We start from the raw sequence: 17506 nt of genomic DNA on the forward strand, positions 1-17506 counted from the left end.
GTCGCGTCATGCTGCGGGGGCCATCGACAGTGAATCTGTCCTCCGAATCGGACGTTACCGCTGATGAATGCCTGGATTCAGGTCGCCCTGGTGCTCGCCCTTGTGCTGGGATCGGCTCCACTGCTCGGTCGGCATCTCTGGCAGGTGTTCGACGACCGTCCCCAGCCCCTCCTGGATGGCTGGCTGAACCCCGTGGAAACCTCCCTGCTGCGCTGGGTGGGTGATCGGGGCCGTCCGGCCGAGCAAGCCTGGGACTATCTGCGCCCCCTGCTGCTCAGCAACCTCCTGTTCGGCGCGGTGGCCTTTCTGCTGTTGCTGTTCCAGCCCTCCTGGCTCAACCCCCAGGGCCTGCCTGGCATGCGCTGGGACACGGCCTTGCACACCGCCATCTCCTTTCTCACCAACACTGACCAGCAGCACTACGTGCCCGAGCAGAGCCTGGGGGATCTGGCCCAGCTGGGAGCCCTCCAGTTCCTGTTCTTCACCTCCGCAGCCACGGGCCTGGCGGTGGGCTTCGCCTTCATCCGCGGACTCTGTGGCCGGCCCCTTGGCAACTTCAACCGGGATCTGGTCCGCTCGATCACCCGGGTGCTGCTGCCGATCAGCCTGGTGTTCGGCCTGATCCTGCTGATCAACGGGGTGCCGATGACCCTGGGCGGCCCGGTGAGCCTTCCCACCCTCGAAGACGCCACCCAGATCCTGGTGCGGGGCCCGGTGGCTGGCTTCGAGGCGATCAAGCAGCTGGGCGAGAACGGCGGCGGCTTCTTCACGGCCAACTCTGCCCATCCGTTCGAAAACCCGAATCCATTCACCAACCTGCTGGCGATGGTGGCCATGTTCGCCGTCCCGGCCGCCACGATCGACGCCTTCGGCCGCTTCCTCGGCAACAGGCGACAGGCCACCCTGTTGTTGCTGCTGGTCACAGGCCTGTTCCTGGCTCTGGCCACCCTGGCGATCACGGCCGAGCAGGCCGGCAACCCCCTGCTGGCTCCCTGGCTGAGTGGCCCCAACCTGGAGGGCAAGGAGCTGCGCTTTGGAGCCGCCGTTTCGGCCCTGTTCGCCACCATCACCACCGGCTCGATGACCGGAGCCGTGAACGCCGCCATGGATTCGCTCATGCCCCTCGGCGGCCTGGTGCCCTTGTTCAACCTGTTTCTGCAGGTGGTGTTCGGCGGCCAGGGCACTGGCGTGGCCTATCTGCTCGTTTTCCTGATCCTCACAGTGTTCCTCACCGGGTTGATGGTCGGGCGCACCCCCGAACTGTTCGGACGCAAGGTGGAAAAAGCGGAGGTGGTGTTCAGCAGCCTGATCCTGCTGATCCACCCGGTGTTCGTGCTGGTGCCCGCCGCCATCACCATTGGCTTCCCCGCCCTTCAGGGCATCAGCAACCCCGGGTTCCATGGCGTCAGCCAGGTGGTTTACGAATACGCCTCGGCGGCGGCCAACAACGGCAGTGGCTTCGAGGGCCTGGGCGACGGCACGGTGTGGTGGAACCTCAGCACCGTCGTCAGCCTCCTGGGCGGCCGGTACCTGCCGTTCATCGCCCTGCTGCTGCTGGCGGCCGGCTTCGCCCGCAAGCAGCCCGTGCCGCCCAGCCACGGCACCCTGGCCACCGACACAGGCCTGTTCACCGTGGTGACCGCCGTGGTGATCCTGATCCTCGGCGCCCTCACCTTCTTCCCTGTGCTGGCCCTGGGGCCGATTGCCGAAGCCTTCTCGATCCCTCGCTGACCGCCTCCCGGATCCCATGACGTCCCTTCAGCAACCTTTCTTTCCCCGCATGCCGCGGGGCCGCCGCGACCAGCGGCGCTACACCGAACGCCCCAAAAGCCAGGGGCTGCTGGGCCGGGCGATCGTCGAATCGTTTCGCAAACTCGATCCACGCCTCACCGTGCGCAATCCGGTGATGTTCGTCGTCTGGTGCGGCACGATCGTCACCCTCCTCGCCACGGCCAGTCCTCAGCTGTTCGGCATCAGCACCGACGCCCCGGGCCGGGGCTTCAATGCCGCCCTGGCGGCGATCCTGGTGTTCACCCTGCTGTTCGCCAACCTGGCTGAAGCCCTGGCCGAAGGCCGGGGCAAGGCCCAGGCCGATGCCCTGCGCCGCACCCAGGCCCGCACCCAGGCCCGGCGTCAGCTGCCCGATGGCGGCGAGGCGCTGGTGGATTCCAGCAGCCTGCGCAAAGGGGACCAGGTGCTGGTCAGCAGCGGCGAGCTGATCCCCGCCGATGGGGAGGTGGTGGCTGGGGTGGCCGCCGTGGATGAATCGGCGATCACCGGCGAATCCGCCCCCGTGCTCAAGGAGGCCGGCTCCGATGTGGCCAGCTCGGTCACCGGCGGCACCCTGGTGGTCTCAGACCAACTCACGATCCGGATCACCGCCGACCCTGGCCAGGGCTTCATCGACCGCATGATCGCCCTGGTGGAGGGAGCCGAGCGCAACCGCACGCCTAACGAGATCGCCCTCACCGTGCTGCTGGCTGTGCTCACCCAGGTGTTCCTGATCGCCGTGGCCACCCTTCCGCCGGTGGCGGCCTACATCGGCGGTCCCACGCCGGTGGTCATCCTGGTGGCCCTGCTTGTCGCCCTGATCCCCACCACGATCGGTGGTCTGCTCAGTGCCATCGGCATCGCCGGCATGGACAGGGTGGCCCAGTTCAACGTGATCGCCACCTCCGGCCGTGCCGTGGAAGCCTGCGGCGACATCAACACCTTGGTGCTCGACAAGACGGGCACGATCACCCTCGGCAACCGCCTGGCCGAGGAGTTCCTGCCGGTGGGGGGCCACACCGACGCGGAGCTCGCCACCGTTGCCCTCGGTGCCAGCGGTTTCGACACCACTCCCGAGGGCAAGTCGATCGTGCGGCTGGCGGAGAAGCTGGGGGCCAGCTCGGGGTTCGATCCGGTGGGCGCCACCGGCCTCGATTTCTCCGCCCGCACGCGCATGAGCGGCACCGATCTGGCCGACGGCACCGAACTGCGCAAGGGGGCGGTGGATGCGATCAAAGGATTCGTCCGCTCTCGTGGCGGCCAGGTGCCCGATGGGCTGGATCAGGCCTACGAGCAGGTGTCCCGTCTGGGGGGCACCCCCCTGGCGGTGTGCCGTGGCGCCGAGATCTACGGGGTGATCTACCTCAAGGACATCATCAAACCGGGCATGCGCGAACGCTTCGATCAGCTGCGGCGCATGGGCATTCGCAGTGTGATGCTCACCGGTGACAACCCGATCACCGCCGGGGTGATCGCCCGCGAGGCCGGGGTCGACGATTACATCGCCGAAGCCACCCCGGAAGACAAGATCGCTGTGATCCAGGCGGAGCAACGGCTGGGCAAGTTGGTGGCCATGACCGGCGACGGCACCAATGACGCTCCTGCTCTGGCCCAGGCCAACGTGGGCGTGGCGATGAACTCCGGCACCCAGGCCGCCAAGGAGGCGGCCAACATGGTCGACCTCGACAGCGATCCCACCAAGCTGATCGACATCGTCACCATCGGCAAGCAGCTGCTGATCACCCGGGGTGCGCTGACCACCTTCTCGATCGCCAACGACGTGGCCAAGTACTTCGCGATCCTGCCAGCCTTGTTCGGTGGCGTGGGCCTTGGGGCGTTGAATCTCATGCACTTGGAGACCCCGCATTCCGCCATCCTCTCGGCGATGGTGTTCAATGCGCTGATCATTCCCGCGCTTGTACCCCTGGCCCTGCGTGGCGTGGCCTTCCGACCGGATTCGGCCGAGGAGTTGCTGAAGCGCAACCTGCTCGTCTACGGCCTCGGTGGTCTGGCGGTGCCCTTCGTCGGCATCAAGGCGATTGATCTGGTCATCACCTCCCTCCACCTGATCTGAGGCCCCTGCCATGTTCGTAACCAAGCCCATCTTCTGGCTTCCCCTGTTGCTCGCAGTTGGAGCGGTGGCGGCCTCCTCGCCCCTGCGCCTGTTCCATCCGCCCCTGCAGGCCGGGGCGCTGTCTGTGCTGTTGAGCGCCACGGTGGGGCTCTCGATCTACCTGTTCGCCGTGATGATCCAACCGGAGAAATTCTGATGACGCTGTTCCGCGATGCCCTGCGTGCCCTGCGGCTTACAGCAGTGCTGTGGCTCCTCACTGTTGTGCTCTATACCCTGCCCCTGCTGGCGATCGGCCAGGGGCTGTTCCCCTTCCAAGCCAATGGCTCCCTGCTGCGGGTGAACAACCAGGTGCTGGGATCGGCCCTGATCGGCCAGCCCTTCGCCAGCAAGCGCTACTTCTGGAGCCGTCCCAGCGCCGTCAACTACAGCACCGGCGACGCGCCGACTTCCAGCCCCAGCAACCTGGGGCCCACCAACCCGGATCTGGTCAAGCGCATCACCGAGGCCTCCCAGGTGTTGCAAGTAGCCGGGCTGCAGGATCCCGCCCCCGACCTTCTTTACAGCTCAGGTTCCGGCCTTGATCCCCACATCTCTCCCGAGGCGGCGGCCCAGCAGATCGAGCGGGTGGGCGCTGAGAGAAACCTCAGTCCTGAGCAGCTGAGGCAGCTGATCCGCCGCCATACCGAAGGACGTACCTTTGGCCTGCTGGGGCAGCCGCGGGTGAACGTGCTCCAGCTGAACCTTGAACTGGATCGCCGCTCCTCCTGATCCCTTCGCCGTGATCCCAACCCGATGATTCGCTCGCAGAGTGGCAGGGGCCGCCACAAGCTGTTCATCGGCATGGCACCAGGGGTCGGCAAGACCTACCGCATGCTCCAGGAAGGCCGCGAGCTGCGCCGTGCCGGCACCGATGTGGTCATTGGCGTGGTCGAAACCCACGGCCGCGCCGATACCGCCGCCCAGGCCGAGGGCCTCGAACGGGTCCCGCTGCGGTGCTTCCAGCACCAGGGGGTGTGGCTGGAGGAGCTGGACGTGGGGGGGATCCTGGCCAGGCGCCCGCAGCTGGTGCTGGTCGACGAGCTGGCCCACACCAACGTGCCGGGAAGTGAGCGGGCCAAGCGCTGGCAGGACGTGGAGCACCTGCTGAGCGTGGGTCTGGATGTGTACTCCACTGTCAACATCCAGCACCTGGAGAGCCTCAACGATCTGGTGGCCCAGCTCACCGGAGTGATCGTGCGCGAACGGCTGCCGGACCGGGTGCTGGAGCGGGCCGATGAGGTGGTGCTGGTGGATGTCACCCCCGAAACACTGCAGGAGCGCCTGCGCGACGGCAAGGTGTACGCCAGCGAGAAGGTGGGCCAGGCGCTGGCCCATTTCTTCCAGCGCCGCAATCTGGTGGCCCTGCGGGAGCTGGCCCTGCGGGAAGTGGCCGACCGGGTCGATGACGAAACGCCCCCCGACAGCTCCCTGCGTGAACGGGTGCTGGTCTGCCTGTCGATGTATCCGGGTTCCAGGCGGCTGCTGCGCCGCGCCGCCCGCCTGGCCGGCTTCATGGATGCCCCGCTGCTGGTGGTGATTGTGCTCAATCCCCACCGCTTCCTGACCCGGGAGGACAGCCTCGTGCTGGAGGATTGCACCCGACTCAGCAACGACTTCGGCGCTGAGTTCCTGCGCCTCGACAGCGACGATGTGCTCGGTTCGATCGCCCAGGTGGCCATCGAGCGGCGCATCACCCAGATCGTGATGGGCCAGTCGCCACGCTCCCGGGGCCGGGCGCTGCTGGGGCGCTCTTTGGCCGAGAAGCTGCAGCAGCGGCTGGTGGGCCGCCACGTGGATCTGCACTTGATCGCCGACGATCCCCCCACCCCTGGGCCGGCCGGCCCTTAGCTTTGCCCCAGCCATCGGGGTGAGCCTCCCGTAACACCGCGGGCGCCGGATCCCATGACCCCTGCCACCCCGCCGCCCGAGCCCGCCGCAGAATCCTCTGCGGCTCCCGCCCAGCGGCCGGTTCCCTTCGCAGAGGCCGCCCGCTACTGGCTGGAGCTTGGGCTGATCAGTTTCGGTGGGCCGGCCGGGCAGGTGGCGCTGATGCACAGCGAGGTGGTGGAGCGCCGCCGCTGGCTCTCGGAACGGCGCTTCCTGCATGCGCTCAACTACGCCATGGTGCTGCCGGGCCCGGAAGCGCAGCAGCTGGCCACCTACATCGGCTGGCTGATGCACGGCATCCCCGGTGGACTGGTGGCGGGAAGTCTGTTCATCCTGCCCTCGCTGCTGCTGCTGCTGCTGCTTTCGGCGGTCTACGCCATCTGGGGGCAGCTGCCGCTGCTGGTTTCAGTGTTCTGGGCGCTCAAGCCGGCCGTGACGGCGATCGTGATGCAGGCGGCCTGGCGGCTCGGGCGGCGCACCCTGCACAACCCGGCGTTGCTGGCGCTGGCGGTGCTGGCCTTCGCCGGTCTCACCCTGCTCAAGTTGCCGTTTCCGCTGATCATCGCCGCGGCGGCCCTGGTGGGTTGGCTCGGCGGACGGTGGCGGCCCCGGTTGTTCAGCCCGCCCGCCCGAGCCGGTCATGGTCACACCTCCGCCGCTGCAGGGCTGGCGCAGCCCACGGCCGAGCTGCCCCCGCTGCATGGCGACACCACTCCAACGCCGGATCATTCCCGCTTCGATCGCCGCCGCCTAGCGCTGCTCCTGTTGGCCGGCCTTGTGGCGCTGGCGCTGCCGCTGGCGGCGGTGACCGTTTTCGGTGGCTGGGATGGGCTGCTCGCCACCATGGCCCGCTTCTTCAGCCGCGTCGCCCTGCTCAGCTTCGGTGGTGCCTATGCGGTGCTTCCCTACGTGGCCCAGGGGGCGGTGGAGCACTACCAATGGCTTGGTGCCAATCAGATGATCGACGGTCTGGCCCTGGGTGAAACCACACCGGGGCCCTTGATCATGGTGGTGACCTTTGTGGGCTTCATGGGCGGCTGGAACACGGCCACCGCCAGCCTCAGCCCTGGGGCCAGCCCCCTGCTCCTGGCGGTGCTGGCGGCCCTCACGGTCACCTGGTTCACCTTCCTGCCGTCATTCCTGTTCATCCTGGCCGGCGGCCCTTTAGTGGAAGCCAGCCGCGAGGACATCCGCCTCAGTGGGCCACTCACGGCGATCACAGCAGCGGTGGTGGGTGTGATCGCCAACCTGGCGGTGTTCTTCGCCGGGCATGTGCTCTGGCCCGATGCCGTCACAGGACGGCTCGACTGGGGCGCCCTGCTCGTGATCGTTGCAGCCACCCTGGCACTCCTGGTTGGACGCTGGTCGGCGTTGCAGGTGATCGGCGCGGCAGTGGTGATCGGTGTGGTGCGGCTGCTGGCCAGCTGGGCCGGGCTGCTGGGCTGAACCGGTTCAGAGGATCTGGGCCAGGAACTGACGGCTGCGTTCGTGCTGGGGGTTGGTGAAGAAGGTGGTGGGGGCCGCTTCCTCCACGATCTGCCCCTCCGACATCAGCACCACCCGGTGCGCCACCTCGCGCGCAAAGCCCATTTCGTGGGTCACCACCACCATCGTCATGCCGTCGGCGGCGAGGGCGCGCATCACCTCCAGCACCTCTCCCACCATCTCCGGATCAAGGGCGCTGGTGGGTTCATCGAACAGCAGGATGCGGGGTTCCATGCAGAGCGAGCGGGCGATCGCCACCCGCTGCTGCTGGCCGCCGGAGAGCTGGCCGGGATACTTACCCGCCTGCTCGGCGATGCCCACCCGCTCGAGCAGTCCCAGGGCCTGGGCCTCCACCTCGGCCCGCCGCCGCTTGCGCACCACCACCGGGGCCAGGGTGAGGTTCTCCAGCACCGTGAGATGGGGGAAGAGATTGAACTGCTGGAACACCATGCCGGTGTCGCAGCGGATCGCATCGATGTTGCGCAGGTCGTTGGAGAGGGCGATGCCATCGATCGTGATCGAGCCCTCCTGGAAGTCTTCGAGGGCGTTGAAGGTGCGGATGAAGGTGCTCTTGCCCGAGCCCGAGGGCCCCATGATCACCACCACCTCGCCGCGGCTCACGCTCAGATCCACGCCGCGCAGGGCATGGAAGCCGTTGGGGTACCACTTCTGGACCCCGCGGGCCTCGATCATCGGCTGGCTGGCGGTCATGGTCAGGTGGGGGAATGGGAAGGATCGAGGCGGCGCTCCAGGGCCCGGCTGCCGAGGCCGAGGGCGGCGCAGCAGCACCAGAACAGCACCGCCAGGGTGAGATACACCTCGGCGTTCTTGCCGAGGAATTCAGGATTGGCCATCACCGTACGGGCGGTGCCGAGCAGATCGAGCAGGCCGATCAACGACAGCAAGGTGGTGTCCTGCAGCAGGGAGATGAACTGCCCCACCGTGGCGGGCAGGGCGATGCGCAGGGCCTGGGGCAGCACCACATGCCGCAGGGCCTGCGGCACCGACAGCCCCAGGGAGCGGGCGGCCTCCAGCTGACCGACGGGAACCGCCGCCAGTCCGGCGCGCACGGCTTCCGCCAGGTAGGCCCCGCAGAAGAAGGTGAGCACCCAGGCGGCCCGCCAGACGCGGTCGGGGGCCCAGCCGCCGGGAAGCATGTAGCCGAGGATGTTCTGCCCCAGGAACAGCAGGGTGATCAGCGGGGCGCCGCGGATGAACTCGATGTAAAGCACCGAGCTCCAGCGCAGCAGCGGCAGGGAGCTGCGGCGGCCCAGGGCCACCACGATGCCGATCGGGAAGCTGAGCAGGATGGCGAAGCTGGCCATCAGCAGGGTGAGCAGCAGGCCGCCCCACTCCGACGGCGGTACGCGCGGAACGCCCAGTCCGCCGGCGATCAGCACCATGCCGAACAGGTAGAGCGCCGGCCAGAACAGGGGCAGAAAGCGCAGCAGGCGGCGCGGCACCAGCCGCCCCCACTGCCCCGACACTCCCCGCAGCAACAGCAGCAGCGCCGTGATCGCCCACCAGCGCAGCTGCAGCGGCACCGGCAGCTTCAGCGCGGCCGGCAGCCAGGCGGCCAGAAAGGCCAGCACGGCGATGGCCACCAGATCGTTGACAGGCCAGAGCGTGCCGGTGCGATCGGCGCGCGGATGGCTGCGCAGCAGACCCCAGCTCAGGCCGATCGTGGCCGCCGCCAGGGTCACCAGCAGCCAGAGGCGCCATTGCTGCGCCAGCGGGTAGCGCCCCACGGCGAACAGGGTGGTGTTGGCCTGGATCACCGCCCACTGGGCCTGACGGAAGGCCCAGTACCAAAACCCCACCGCGGCGGCCAGCAGGGCAGCGAGCAGCACGACGCTGATCACCCCGTCGAGCGGAGTGGCGAACAGCTCCTCACGCAGCGCCCCGCGCCAGCTGCGGCGGGCGGAGGGAGGAGCGGGCCGAGGCGGTAGCAGCGGCGGAGAGGAGGAAGAGGTCATCAGCGCTCGCGAATCTGCACCAGTTGGTTGACGCCGTTCATCAGCACCGAAATCACCAGATCGATCAGCAGATAGGCGCCGAGCAGCAGCAGGAACACCTCCAGGGCACGGCCCGTCTGATTGAGGGTGGTTTCAGAGACGGAATAGAGATCGGCGTAGCCCACCGCGACCGCCAGCGCGGAGTTCTTGGCCAGGGAGATGTATTGGCTGTTGAGCCCTGGCACGATCACCCGCAGCGCCTGTGGCAGCACCACCGTGCGCATCGTGGCGCCCCAGTGCAGGCCCAGCGAGGTGGCCGCCTCCCACTGCCCGCGCGGCACTGCAGCGATGCCGCCGCGCACCACCTCGGCCACGAAGGCGCCGGTGTAGGTGATCAGGCCGGTGATCAGGGCCGAGAACTCCACCGACAGGCGCAACGGTGCCTGCCAGACGTCGTTCACCAGGGTGGGCCCCTGCCAGCGGAACCCCTCGGCGAACCAGGCCAGGTACAGCCCCGATTTGGAGAGCACCACGCCAGGAAGTTGCAGGGCCGCCGTGCTGTTCGGCAGCGCCAGGAACACCACGAAGTACCAGAACAGCAGCTGCAGCAGCAGGGGGATGTTGCGGATCACCTCCACGTACACCCGCGCCAGGCGGCGCAGCAGCCCATTGCCGCTGAAGGCGGCCATGCCCACCGCCGTGCCCAGCAGCGTGGCTCCCACCAGGCCCACCACGATCGCCCGCAGGCTGTTCACCAGCCCCACCAGCAGCACGCGCCAGTAGGGCATGGAGGCATCGAAGGGGATGAGGCTTTCGGCCACATCGAAGCTGGCGGGTTGCCCGAGCCAGCGCCAGGTGAGCAGCAGCCCGGCGGCGGTGAGGTTCCGCACCAGGTTGCCCATCAGCAGGGCGATCACCACCAGGATCGCCAGCCCCACAGCCCCCTGGACCAGCCAGGGAACCACGCGCCGATCCCGCCACCAGGGAACCCGCTGGATGTCGCTCATCGCGAGGTGCTCAACGGAAGGGCGGCGAGTAGATCAGCCCACCGTCTTTCCACTGCCGGTTCTCGGCCCGCTCGAGCTTGAGCGGGGAGCCGGTGCCCACATTGCGCTCGAAGATCTCGCCGTAGTTGCCCACCGCAGCGATCGCCTTGGGCACGAAATCGGCCGGCAGGCCCAGCTGTTTGCCGAAATCCCCCTCCACGCCGAGGAAACGGCGCAGGTCGGCCAGGTTGGTGTTGGCCTTGGCTTCCGCCACCTTGGCGGCCACGTTGGCTTGGGTGATCCCCAGCTCCTCCGCCTGGAACAGGGCGAAGACGGTCCAGCGCAGGGCATCGGCCCAGGCGGGATCGCCGTTGACGGTGGCAGGGGTGAGCGGTTCCTTGCTCATCACTTCCGGCAGCAGGATGTGGGCATCGGGCTGCGGGAAGCTGCTGCGCTTGGCGGCCAGCTGGGAACGGTCACTGGTCACGGCCACGCAGCGGCCGCCCAGGTAGGCGGCGTAGGTCTGATCGCCGGTCTGGAACTTGAGCGGGGTGTAGGCGATGCCCTGCTCGCGCATGCGATCCGCCAGGTTGAGCTCGGTGGTGGTGCCGCTCTCCACGCAGATCGGCTTGCCGGCCAGATCCTTGAGGGTCTTGATGCCGCTGGCCACCGGGGCCATCAGGCCCTGGCCGTCATAGAAGGTGGTGGGACCAAAGGAAATGCCGTTGCCGCCGGCCGAATCGCGGCTCAGGGTCATGGTGGTGTTGCGGGCCAGCATGTCCACCTCGCCGCTGGCGAGGGCCGCAAAGCGCTCACTGGAGTTGAGGTCGCGATACTCCACCTTCGACGGATCGCCGAGCACGGCGGCGGCCACCGCCCGGCAGGTGTCGGCATCCAGGCCGCTGTAGGTGCCGTCGGGGCCGAGGAAGCTGAAGCCCGGCAGCTTGCCGTCCACGCCGCAGACCAGCTTGCCGCGGCTGCGGATCGTGTCCATCTTCTGGCTCTGCACGCCTTCGCCGCCGCCGCCGTCGTTGGCGCAGCTGGCCAGCAGCAGGGACAGCACCACCGGAGCCGCCGCCAGCAGGGAGCGCAGACGCGGCCGCTGCAGACGTGATGGCTGCAGGCGTGATGGTTGCAGGCGCGGTGATCGCAGCTGAAGCATCAGGGGCTGTGGCGAAGTGAGCGCAGTTTGCCAGCAGGACACAAGGAGTGCCGGTCACAACGCCCACACGTTGCACGACCGCTCCCGATCCCCTCAGGCGAGGGCGATGATGGCGAGCAGGTCGGGGCCTGGCTCGCCGTTCGATGACCGTTTCCTCCGCTGCGCCGGACCCGGCTTCCCCTTCCCTGGTGATGCGTCGCCCGGACGACTGGCACGTGCATCTGCGCGACGGCCCCCTGCTCAATGCGGTGGTGGCTGCCACGGCGCGGGCGTTCGGCCGGGCAATCGTGATGCCCAACCTGAGCCCGCCGATCACCACAGCGGCGATGGCCGAGGACTACCGCCAGCGGATCCTGGCCGCCCTGCCGCCCGGCAGCCGCTTCCAGCCGCTGATGACCGCCTACCTCACCGACACGATCGATCCGGCGGAACTGGAGCGGGGCCATGCGGCCGGAATCTTCACGGCCGTGAAGCTCTATCCGGCCAACGCCACCACCAATTCGGCCCATGGCGTGACCGACATCGCCAGGCTCACACCCGTATTCGAGACGTTGGAGCGCATCGGCATGCCGCTCCTCTTGCATGGTGAGGTCACCGACGCGGAGATCGACATCTTCGATCGCGAAGCGGTGTTCATCGAGCGGCACCTGCAGCCGCTGCTGGAGCGCTATCCCCGCATGCGGGTGGTGCTCGAGCACATCACCACCAGCGAAGCGGTGGCCTTCGTGGAGAGCCAGGCGGGTGGCGACAACCCACGCCTGTGCGCCACGATCACCCCCCACCACCTGCAGCTCAACCGCAACGCGATGTTCAGCGGTGGGATCTGGCCCGACTTCTACTGCCTGCCGGTGATCAAGCGGGAACGGCATCGCCTGGCCCTGCGCCGTGCCGCCGTCTCCGGCAACCCCTGCTTCTTCCTCGGCACCGATTCCGCCCCCCATCCCCGCTCCGCCAAGGAAGCCGCCTGCGGCTGCGCCGGCATCTTCAATGCGCCCCATGCGCTGGAGAGCTACGCGCAGGTGTTCGAGCAGGAGGGGGCGCTGCACCGGCTCGAAGCCTTCGCGTCGCTCTACGGTCCCCGCTTCTACGGCCTGCCGCCCCACGAGCAGACCGTGGCACTGCGCCGCGAGCCGGTGCCGGTGCCACGGCGCCTGGAGCTGGCCGATGGCAACGGCGGTGTGGAGGTGCTGGTGCCCTTCCACGCCGGCCAGACCCTGCCCTGGCGCCTGGTCGACTGAGGGCTGAGGGCATGGAGCTGGGGGGCTGTCCTGGAGAGCCGTCCTGCGGGAGTGATCGCTCAGTCCTTCTCTCAGCCCGGCGAAGCCGTGTGCGGATCGCCAGGGGGTGGTTCGGTGTCGCCGGCGGGATCGGGGCTGAGGTTGAGGAAACGGCAAACCATCGGAAGAGTGAGGCCCTGCAGCAGCAGGTTCAGCACCATCACAATGAAGATGGTGCTCTGGCAGTCGCGGGCGAGCGCCTCCACTTGAGCCGGGTCAATGCCGTCGAGGTGGCCAGGGTGTGGGCGGCTGTGGCAACGGAGGCCAGCTGCGCCCCCCTGCCCTCCAGCAATGGTCAGGTGAGTATCGGGGTTCAGCCCTGTGAGTGCGCGGCACCGCCGCCCAGCAGGCTGGCCTGGTCGCTGCTGAGCCGGCCAGCGGCCATCAGCACGTTGGTGATGCGTGGGATCATCAGCACCGCATGGGTGCGGTAGCCCGCGTCCGCCAGGCGTTGGCGGGCCTGACCACCATGGTCGATGAACACCACCACATCGCGCACCACCAGGCCCGAGGTTTCCAGCTTGCCGATCCCCTCCAGCACGCTGCCGCCGGTGATCAGGATGTCGTCGACCACCACCACGGTTTCGCCCTCGTTGAAGTCGCCCTCGATCAACCGCCGCGCTCCATGGGCCTTCACTTCCTTGCGGGGATAGATCAGCGGCAGGTGCAGCTTCAGCGACAGGCCGGTGGCGGTGGGCAGCGATCCGTAGGGAATGCCGGCGATCCGATCGAAGCGCAGCCCTTCCAGCTGGCCGGCGTAAGCATGCAGCACCCGGTGGAAAAGGTTGGGGTCGGAAATGATCTGGCGCAGATCGATGTAGTAATTGAAGATGGCGCCGGAAGCCTGCACGTACTCACCGAACAGCAGGCAGCCCACGTCGAACAGTTCCACGATCAGCTCATCGAGCGGATCGACGCTGCTGACAAGGCTGGTGCGCCCCGCCCCCTCACGCTTCGCACCGTCGCTCTCGGTGCCGACGGCGTCTGCGTGGCGCCCGGCGCCCCGCCCACCTGAGCTGCGCGCGGCGCCGTTGCCCTCTGCGTTCTGCGCCGAAGCCTTCCCCTTCCTGCCGGCGCGGGTTCCGACAGAGCTGGAGGCGACGGCGTTGAGCGGGCCACCCCCGCCCTTGCCAGCGCCAGCCCCGAGGGCAGCACCCTCCTCCCCGTCAACGTCTTCTCCGTCGCCTTCCTCCCCATTGCCCTCGAGGACAGCTCCGGCACTCCCGCCGAGGACAGCAGCGGCAGCCCCCGTTTCCGGTGCCGGCAGCCACAGGTCGCAGCGGTCGGCCACGTTGCTGAGCCAGCGGTGCCGCATGGTTTCGATCTGGATGCGCAGGGCGCTGGTGCCGGCCGCCATCCCTTTCTCCACCAGCAGGTGCTGGGGCAGGGGCAGCAGCAGGCCGTCGCCGGAGGCATTGAGGCCCGCCTGCAGCAGAGCTTCCAGCCGCTCCTCCTGCTCCCAGAGGCTGCGCAGGATCAGGAAGCGTTCCGGAGCCGCGCTGCGCACCCGCGCCAGCACCGCTGGATCACTGGTGCCCACCTCCAGCAGCAGTTGCTCGGCGGTGGCCCACAACTGGCTTTCGCGCACCACCGTCGTGTACAACGGCCGGTCTTCGTCGGGGTGGTGCTGAAACACCCGGGCGCCGGGGTTGGAGCTGTGGCAGGTGATCACCACGGCCCGGTCGGGGTAGAGCAGGAACGGGGCGACGATGTCCTGGCCGGCCAGGGGCGAGAGGGTGAGGGCATCAGCCCCCAGCTCGCGGAACACGTACTGGGCCAGGGCCGAGGAGGTGTTCAGATCGCCGTGCTTGGCATCCAGGATCAGTGGCATGTCGCGCGGCACCAGCTCGCGCACTTCGTGCAGCAGCTCGATGCCGATCGGCCCGAGCGCCTGGTAGAAGCCGAGGCTCGGCTTGTAGGCGCAGACGTGATCACCGGTGGCGTCGATCACCGCCTTGATCCAGCGCCGTGCCTGAGCCAGGAACGAGCCGCTGGAGGGGTGATGGCGGGTCCAGGTCTGCAGCATCTCCGGGTTGGGATCCAAACCGGTGATCAGCAGCGACTGGCGGCTCGCCATCGCATCGGTGAGTTTGACGAAGAAGTTCATCGTTCTGCGGTCAGCATGGCAGTGTCCGCGGATCTGGCAGCCTTTCCGCAGCCGCGATGGCGGTCGGTGAGTCGGTGACTCAGGGAGTGGCTCAGTCAGTGAGTGGCTCAGTCGGTCAGCCGGAGCGGTTCATGCGGCTGATCCAGTCGGCGGAGATCTCCTTCGGGCACACGGCGGCGCACTCCAGCTGGTTGCTGCAGCTGCCGAAGCCCTCGGCCGCCATAGCGGACTGCAGGGCGGCGGAGCGCCGCTGCCGCTCCGGTTGCCCCTGGGGCAGCAGGGCCAGATGGCCCAGCTTGGCGGCCACGAACAGGCTGGCGGAGGCGTTGGGGCAGGCGGCCACGCAGGCACCGCAGCCGATGCAGCTGGCGGCGGCGAAGGCCTGCTCCGCCTGCTCGCGGCCCACCAGCAGCGCATTGGCCGCCGGAGCGCTGCCCGTGTTCACCGACACGTAGCCGCCGGCCGCGAGCACCCGGTCGAAGGCGGAGCGGTCGACGCTGAGGTCCTGCTGCAGGGGAAAGGCCCGGGCGCGCCAGGGTTCAAGCGTGAGCGTGTCGCCGTCGCGGAAGTGGCGCAGGTAGAGCTGGCAGACGCTGGTGGCGCGCTGGGGGCCGTGGGCCTGACCGTTCACCATGAAGCCGCAGGCGCCGCAGATGCCCTCGCGGCAATCGTGATCGAAGCTCACCGGCCGCTCACCGGCCATCAGCAACTGTTCGTTGAGGCGATCGAGCGCCTCCAGCAGCGAGAGATCGGGGCTGAGTTCCTCCAGCGGGTAGCTCACGAAGGCGCCGGGCTGCGGCGGGCTCTCCTGACGCCAGATCCGCAGCGTGAGCCGGAGGGAAGCGCTGCTCATCGGTAGTTGCGCCGGCTGGGGGTGGCGTGCCGGTAGTGGAGCGGCTCGCAGTGGCGGATAGGTTCCTCGCCATCGCCGTTCCACTGCCAGGCGGCGATGTGGCAGAAGTTGTCGTCGTCGCGGAGCGCTTCGCCATCGGCGCTCTGGTGCTCCTCGCGGAAGTGGGCGCCGCAGGATTCCTCCCGCGCCAGCGCATCGCGCAGCATGAGGCCGGCCAGCTGCAGGAAGTCCTCCAGCCGCAGCGCCTTCTCCAGCTCGGGACTGCGCCCCGCACGCGGTTCCGGCAGACGCAGCTCCTGGGCGAAGGCGTGCTCCAGCGCCCGCACCTCAACCATGGCGGCACACAGGCCGTCGGCGTGGCGGCTGATGCCGCAGGCCCCGATCATGATCTCCCCCAGCTGCCGGTGCAGGCTGTCGCAGCTGCGGCCGCCGTTTGGGCTGCCCAGGCCGTCGATGCGGGCCTGCACCGTGGCGATGGCGTCGCGGCAGGCCGGGTGATCGGAGTTCACCGCGGTATGCACGTGGCCCGCCAGCCAGCCGCTCACCGTGGCCGGGGCGATGAACAGGCCATCGGCGAGGCCCTGCATCAGGGCGCTGGCGCCTAACCGGTTGGCGCCGTGTTCAGAGAAGTTGGCCTCACCCAGCACGAACAGTCCGGGGATGGTGCTCATCAGGTTGTAGTCGACCCAGAGCCCCCCCATCGTGTAGTGCGGCGCCGGGTAGATGCGCATCGGTTCGGCATAGGGATCGCTGCCGGTGATGCGTTCATACATGGCGAAGAGATTGCCGTAGCGGCTTTCGACCGCAGTGCGGCCGTCACGACGGATCGTGTCGCTGAAATCGAGATAGACCGAGCGGCCGCCGGGGCCCACCCCGTGGCCCTCCAGGCAGCGTTCCCTGGCCCGGCGCGAAGCCACATCACGGGGCACCATGTTGCCGTAGGTGGGGTATTGGCGTTCCAGGAAGTAATCCCGCTCGGCTTCGGGGATGGCGTGCGGTGGTCGCGCATCGCCTGCCTGGGCCGGCAACCACACGCGGCCGTCGTTGCGCAGACTTTCGCTCATCAGCGTGAGCTTGCTCTGGCCTGGATCGCCGCTGGGGATGCAGGTGGGATGGATCTGGGTGAAGCAGGGGTTGGCGAAGGCGGCACCGCGCCGGTGCGCTCGCCAGATGGCGCTGGCATTGGATTTCACCGCGTTGGTGGAGCGGTGGAACACGTTGCTGTAACCGCCGCTGGCCAGCAGCACCGCATGGGCGGTGTGGGCCTCAAGGCGGCCGCTGGCCTGCACCCGGCACACCACCCCGCGCGCCACCCCCTCCACCGTGATCAGATCCAGCACGTCCCGTTGCGTGAGCAGCTCCACCCGGCCGGCGTCCACCTGGCGCAGCAGGGCCTGCACGGCGCCGTACAGCAGCTGCTGGCCGGTCTGGCCACGGGCGTAGAAGGTGCGGCTCACCAGGGCGCCGCCGAAGCTGCGGTTGGCCAGGGTGCCGCCGTACTCCCGCGCGAAGGGCACCCCCTGGGCCACGCACTGGTCGATGATCGCCCCGCTGATTTCGGCCAGGCGGTGGCAGCCGGCTTCGCGGGCACGGAAGTCGCCCCCCTTCACCGTGTCGAGGAACAGCCGCTCAATGCTGTCGCCGTCGTTCTGATAGTTGCGAGCAGCGTTGATGCCCCCCTGCGCCGCCACCGAATGGGCCCGCCGCGGGCTGTCGTGATAGGTGAGCAGGGTCACGCGGAAGCCCTGCTCCGCCAGGCTGGCGGCGGCGGAGGCCCCCGCCAGCCCGCTGCCCACCAGCAGCACCTTGAAGCGCCGCTTGTTGATCGGGCTGATCAGCGGCAGCTCGCGGCGCCGCTGCGTCCAGGCGTCATGGATCGGCCCGCTGGGTAGCTGGGGATCGAGCTTCATG

The 17506-nt window shown here is 68.5% G+C and carries 15 protein-coding genes; 7 read left to right on the forward strand and 8 right to left on the reverse strand.

Going from position 1 to position 17506, the window contains the following annotated elements; all coding sequences use genetic code 11:
- Nucleotides 1-60 precede the first annotated feature (60 nt).
- The 6 genes from kdpA (at nucleotide 61) to chrA (ending at nucleotide 7216) form a co-directional block, all read left to right on the forward strand.
- Nucleotides 61-1731, forward strand: a complete 1671-nt coding sequence (gene kdpA / locus ACXMDP_RS08635; RefSeq protein ID WP_259729688.1) for a potassium-transporting ATPase subunit KdpA — start codon at nucleotides 61-63, stop codon at nucleotides 1729-1731.
- A 16-nt stretch (nucleotides 1732-1747) separates the two neighbouring features.
- Nucleotides 1748-3844 (forward strand): potassium-transporting ATPase subunit KdpB, encoded by a 2097-nt coding sequence (kdpB, locus tag ACXMDP_RS08640; RefSeq protein WP_259729434.1) that lies wholly within the window; start codon nucleotides 1748-1750, stop codon nucleotides 3842-3844.
- A 64-nt stretch (nucleotides 3845-3908) separates the two neighbouring features.
- On the forward strand, nucleotides 3909-4040 hold the full coding sequence (locus ACXMDP_RS08645; RefSeq protein ID WP_457766723.1) for a potassium-transporting ATPase subunit F: 132 nt from the start codon (nucleotides 3909-3911) through the stop codon (nucleotides 4038-4040).
- A 5-nt stretch (nucleotides 4041-4045) separates the two neighbouring features.
- Nucleotides 4046-4612, forward strand: a complete 567-nt coding sequence (gene kdpC, locus ACXMDP_RS08650; protein ID WP_259729687.1) for a K(+)-transporting ATPase subunit C — start codon at nucleotides 4046-4048, stop codon at nucleotides 4610-4612.
- Between the two features lie 24 nt (nucleotides 4613-4636).
- Entirely contained in the window at nucleotides 4637-5731 is a 1095-nt protein-coding gene (locus tag ACXMDP_RS08655; protein ID WP_259729432.1) for a sensor histidine kinase KdpD, read from the forward strand.
- Nucleotides 5732-5785: 54 nt separating this feature from the next.
- Nucleotides 5786-7216 carry a chromate efflux transporter gene (gene chrA, locus ACXMDP_RS08660; protein WP_259729431.1) on the forward strand — a complete coding sequence of 477 codons (1431 nt, stop codon included), beginning with the start codon at nucleotides 5786-5788 and terminating at the stop codon, nucleotides 7214-7216.
- A gap of 6 nt (nucleotides 7217-7222) precedes the next feature.
- On the opposite strand, the gene ACXMDP_RS08665 is transcribed toward chrA, so the two are convergent.
- Genes ACXMDP_RS08665 through ACXMDP_RS08680 form a run of 4 tightly spaced genes read right to left on the reverse strand, consistent with a single transcriptional unit; the run spans nucleotide 7223 to nucleotide 11358 of the window.
- The gene (locus tag ACXMDP_RS08665; RefSeq protein ID WP_311134122.1) at nucleotides 7223-7966 is read right to left on the reverse strand and encodes an amino acid ABC transporter ATP-binding protein; all 744 of its coding nucleotides are present in this window, start codon (nucleotides 7964-7966) and stop codon (nucleotides 7223-7225) included.
- A 2-nt stretch (nucleotides 7967-7968) separates the two neighbouring features.
- Nucleotides 7969-9231: an amino acid ABC transporter permease gene (locus ACXMDP_RS08670; protein ID WP_259729430.1), complete on the reverse strand. Its 1263-nt coding sequence runs from the start codon at nucleotides 9229-9231 to the stop codon at nucleotides 7969-7971.
- A complete protein-coding gene (locus tag ACXMDP_RS08675; RefSeq protein WP_259729429.1) occupies nucleotides 9231-10217 on the reverse strand; it encodes an ABC transporter permease subunit in 987 nt (328 codons plus the stop codon). The genes ACXMDP_RS08670 and ACXMDP_RS08675 overlap by 1 nt, the downstream gene beginning before the upstream one ends.
- A 10-nt stretch (nucleotides 10218-10227) precedes the next feature.
- Nucleotides 10228-11358 (reverse strand): amino acid ABC transporter substrate-binding protein, encoded by a 1131-nt coding sequence (locus ACXMDP_RS08680; RefSeq protein WP_259729428.1) that lies wholly within the window; start codon nucleotides 11356-11358, stop codon nucleotides 10228-10230.
- Between the two features lie 143 nt (nucleotides 11359-11501).
- Between ACXMDP_RS08680 and pyrC the strand changes: the two genes are divergently transcribed.
- On the forward strand, nucleotides 11502-12596 hold the full coding sequence (gene pyrC / locus ACXMDP_RS08685; protein ID WP_259729427.1) for a dihydroorotase: 1095 nt from the start codon (nucleotides 11502-11504) through the stop codon (nucleotides 12594-12596).
- Nucleotides 12597-12667: 71 nt separating this feature from the next.
- Here pyrC and ACXMDP_RS08690 read toward each other — a convergent pair whose 3' ends face one another.
- The 4 genes from ACXMDP_RS08690 to ACXMDP_RS08705 all read right to left on the reverse strand — a co-directional run bounded on the left by ACXMDP_RS08690 (nucleotide 12668) and on the right by ACXMDP_RS08705 (nucleotide 17505).
- Nucleotides 12668-12841: a hypothetical protein gene (locus ACXMDP_RS08690; RefSeq protein ID WP_259729426.1), complete on the reverse strand. Its 174-nt coding sequence runs from the start codon at nucleotides 12839-12841 to the stop codon at nucleotides 12668-12670.
- Between the two features lie 107 nt (nucleotides 12842-12948).
- A complete protein-coding gene (gene pyrF, locus ACXMDP_RS08695) occupies nucleotides 12949-14742 on the reverse strand; it encodes an orotidine-5'-phosphate decarboxylase (RefSeq protein WP_259729425.1) in 1794 nt (597 codons plus the stop codon).
- Between the two features lie 115 nt (nucleotides 14743-14857).
- Nucleotides 14858-15595 (reverse strand): succinate dehydrogenase/fumarate reductase iron-sulfur subunit, encoded by a 738-nt coding sequence (locus tag ACXMDP_RS08700; RefSeq protein WP_259729424.1) that lies wholly within the window; start codon nucleotides 15593-15595, stop codon nucleotides 14858-14860.
- Nucleotides 15592-17505, reverse strand: coding sequence for a fumarate reductase/succinate dehydrogenase flavoprotein subunit (locus ACXMDP_RS08705; RefSeq protein WP_259729423.1), 1914 nt, complete (start codon nucleotides 17503-17505; stop codon nucleotides 15592-15594). Before ACXMDP_RS08705 ends, ACXMDP_RS08700 begins: the two co-directional genes overlap by 4 nt.
- Between the last annotated feature and the right edge of the window lies 1 nt (nucleotide 17506).

It is taken from the genome of Cyanobium sp. ULC065 (assembly GCF_977927515.1).

Excerpts from the sequence above, each read along its gene's own strand:
- kdpB (WP_259729434.1), top strand. The coding sequence starts at position 1,748 with ATGACGTCCCTTCAGCAACCTTTCTTTCCCCGCATGCCGCGGGGCCGC.
- ACXMDP_RS08655 (WP_259729432.1), top strand. The coding sequence starts at position 4,637 with ATGATTCGCTCGCAGAGTGGCAGGGGCCGCCACAAGCTGTTCATCGGC.
- chrA (WP_259729431.1), top strand. The coding sequence starts at position 5,786 with ATGACCCCTGCCACCCCGCCGCCCGAGCCCGCCGCAGAATCCTCTGCG.
- ACXMDP_RS08665 (WP_311134122.1), bottom strand. The coding sequence starts at position 7,966 with ATGACCGCCAGCCAGCCGATGATCGAGGCCCGCGGGGTCCAGAAGTGG.
- ACXMDP_RS08670 (WP_259729430.1), bottom strand. The coding sequence starts at position 9,231 with ATGACCTCTTCCTCCTCTCCGCCGCTGCTACCGCCTCGGCCCGCTCCT.
- ACXMDP_RS08675 (WP_259729429.1), bottom strand. The coding sequence starts at position 10,217 with ATGAGCGACATCCAGCGGGTTCCCTGGTGGCGGGATCGGCGCGTGGTT.
- ACXMDP_RS08680 (WP_259729428.1), bottom strand. The coding sequence starts at position 11,358 with ATGCTTCAGCTGCGATCACCGCGCCTGCAACCATCACGCCTGCAGCCA.
- pyrC (WP_259729427.1), top strand. The coding sequence starts at position 11,502 with ATGACCGTTTCCTCCGCTGCGCCGGACCCGGCTTCCCCTTCCCTGGTG.
- pyrF (WP_259729425.1), bottom strand. The coding sequence starts at position 14,742 with ATGAACTTCTTCGTCAAACTCACCGATGCGATGGCGAGCCGCCAGTCG.
- ACXMDP_RS08700 (WP_259729424.1), bottom strand. The coding sequence starts at position 15,595 with ATGAGCAGCGCTTCCCTCCGGCTCACGCTGCGGATCTGGCGTCAGGAG.
- ACXMDP_RS08705 (WP_259729423.1), bottom strand. The coding sequence starts at position 17,505 with ATGAAGCTCGATCCCCAGCTACCCAGCGGGCCGATCCATGACGCCTGG.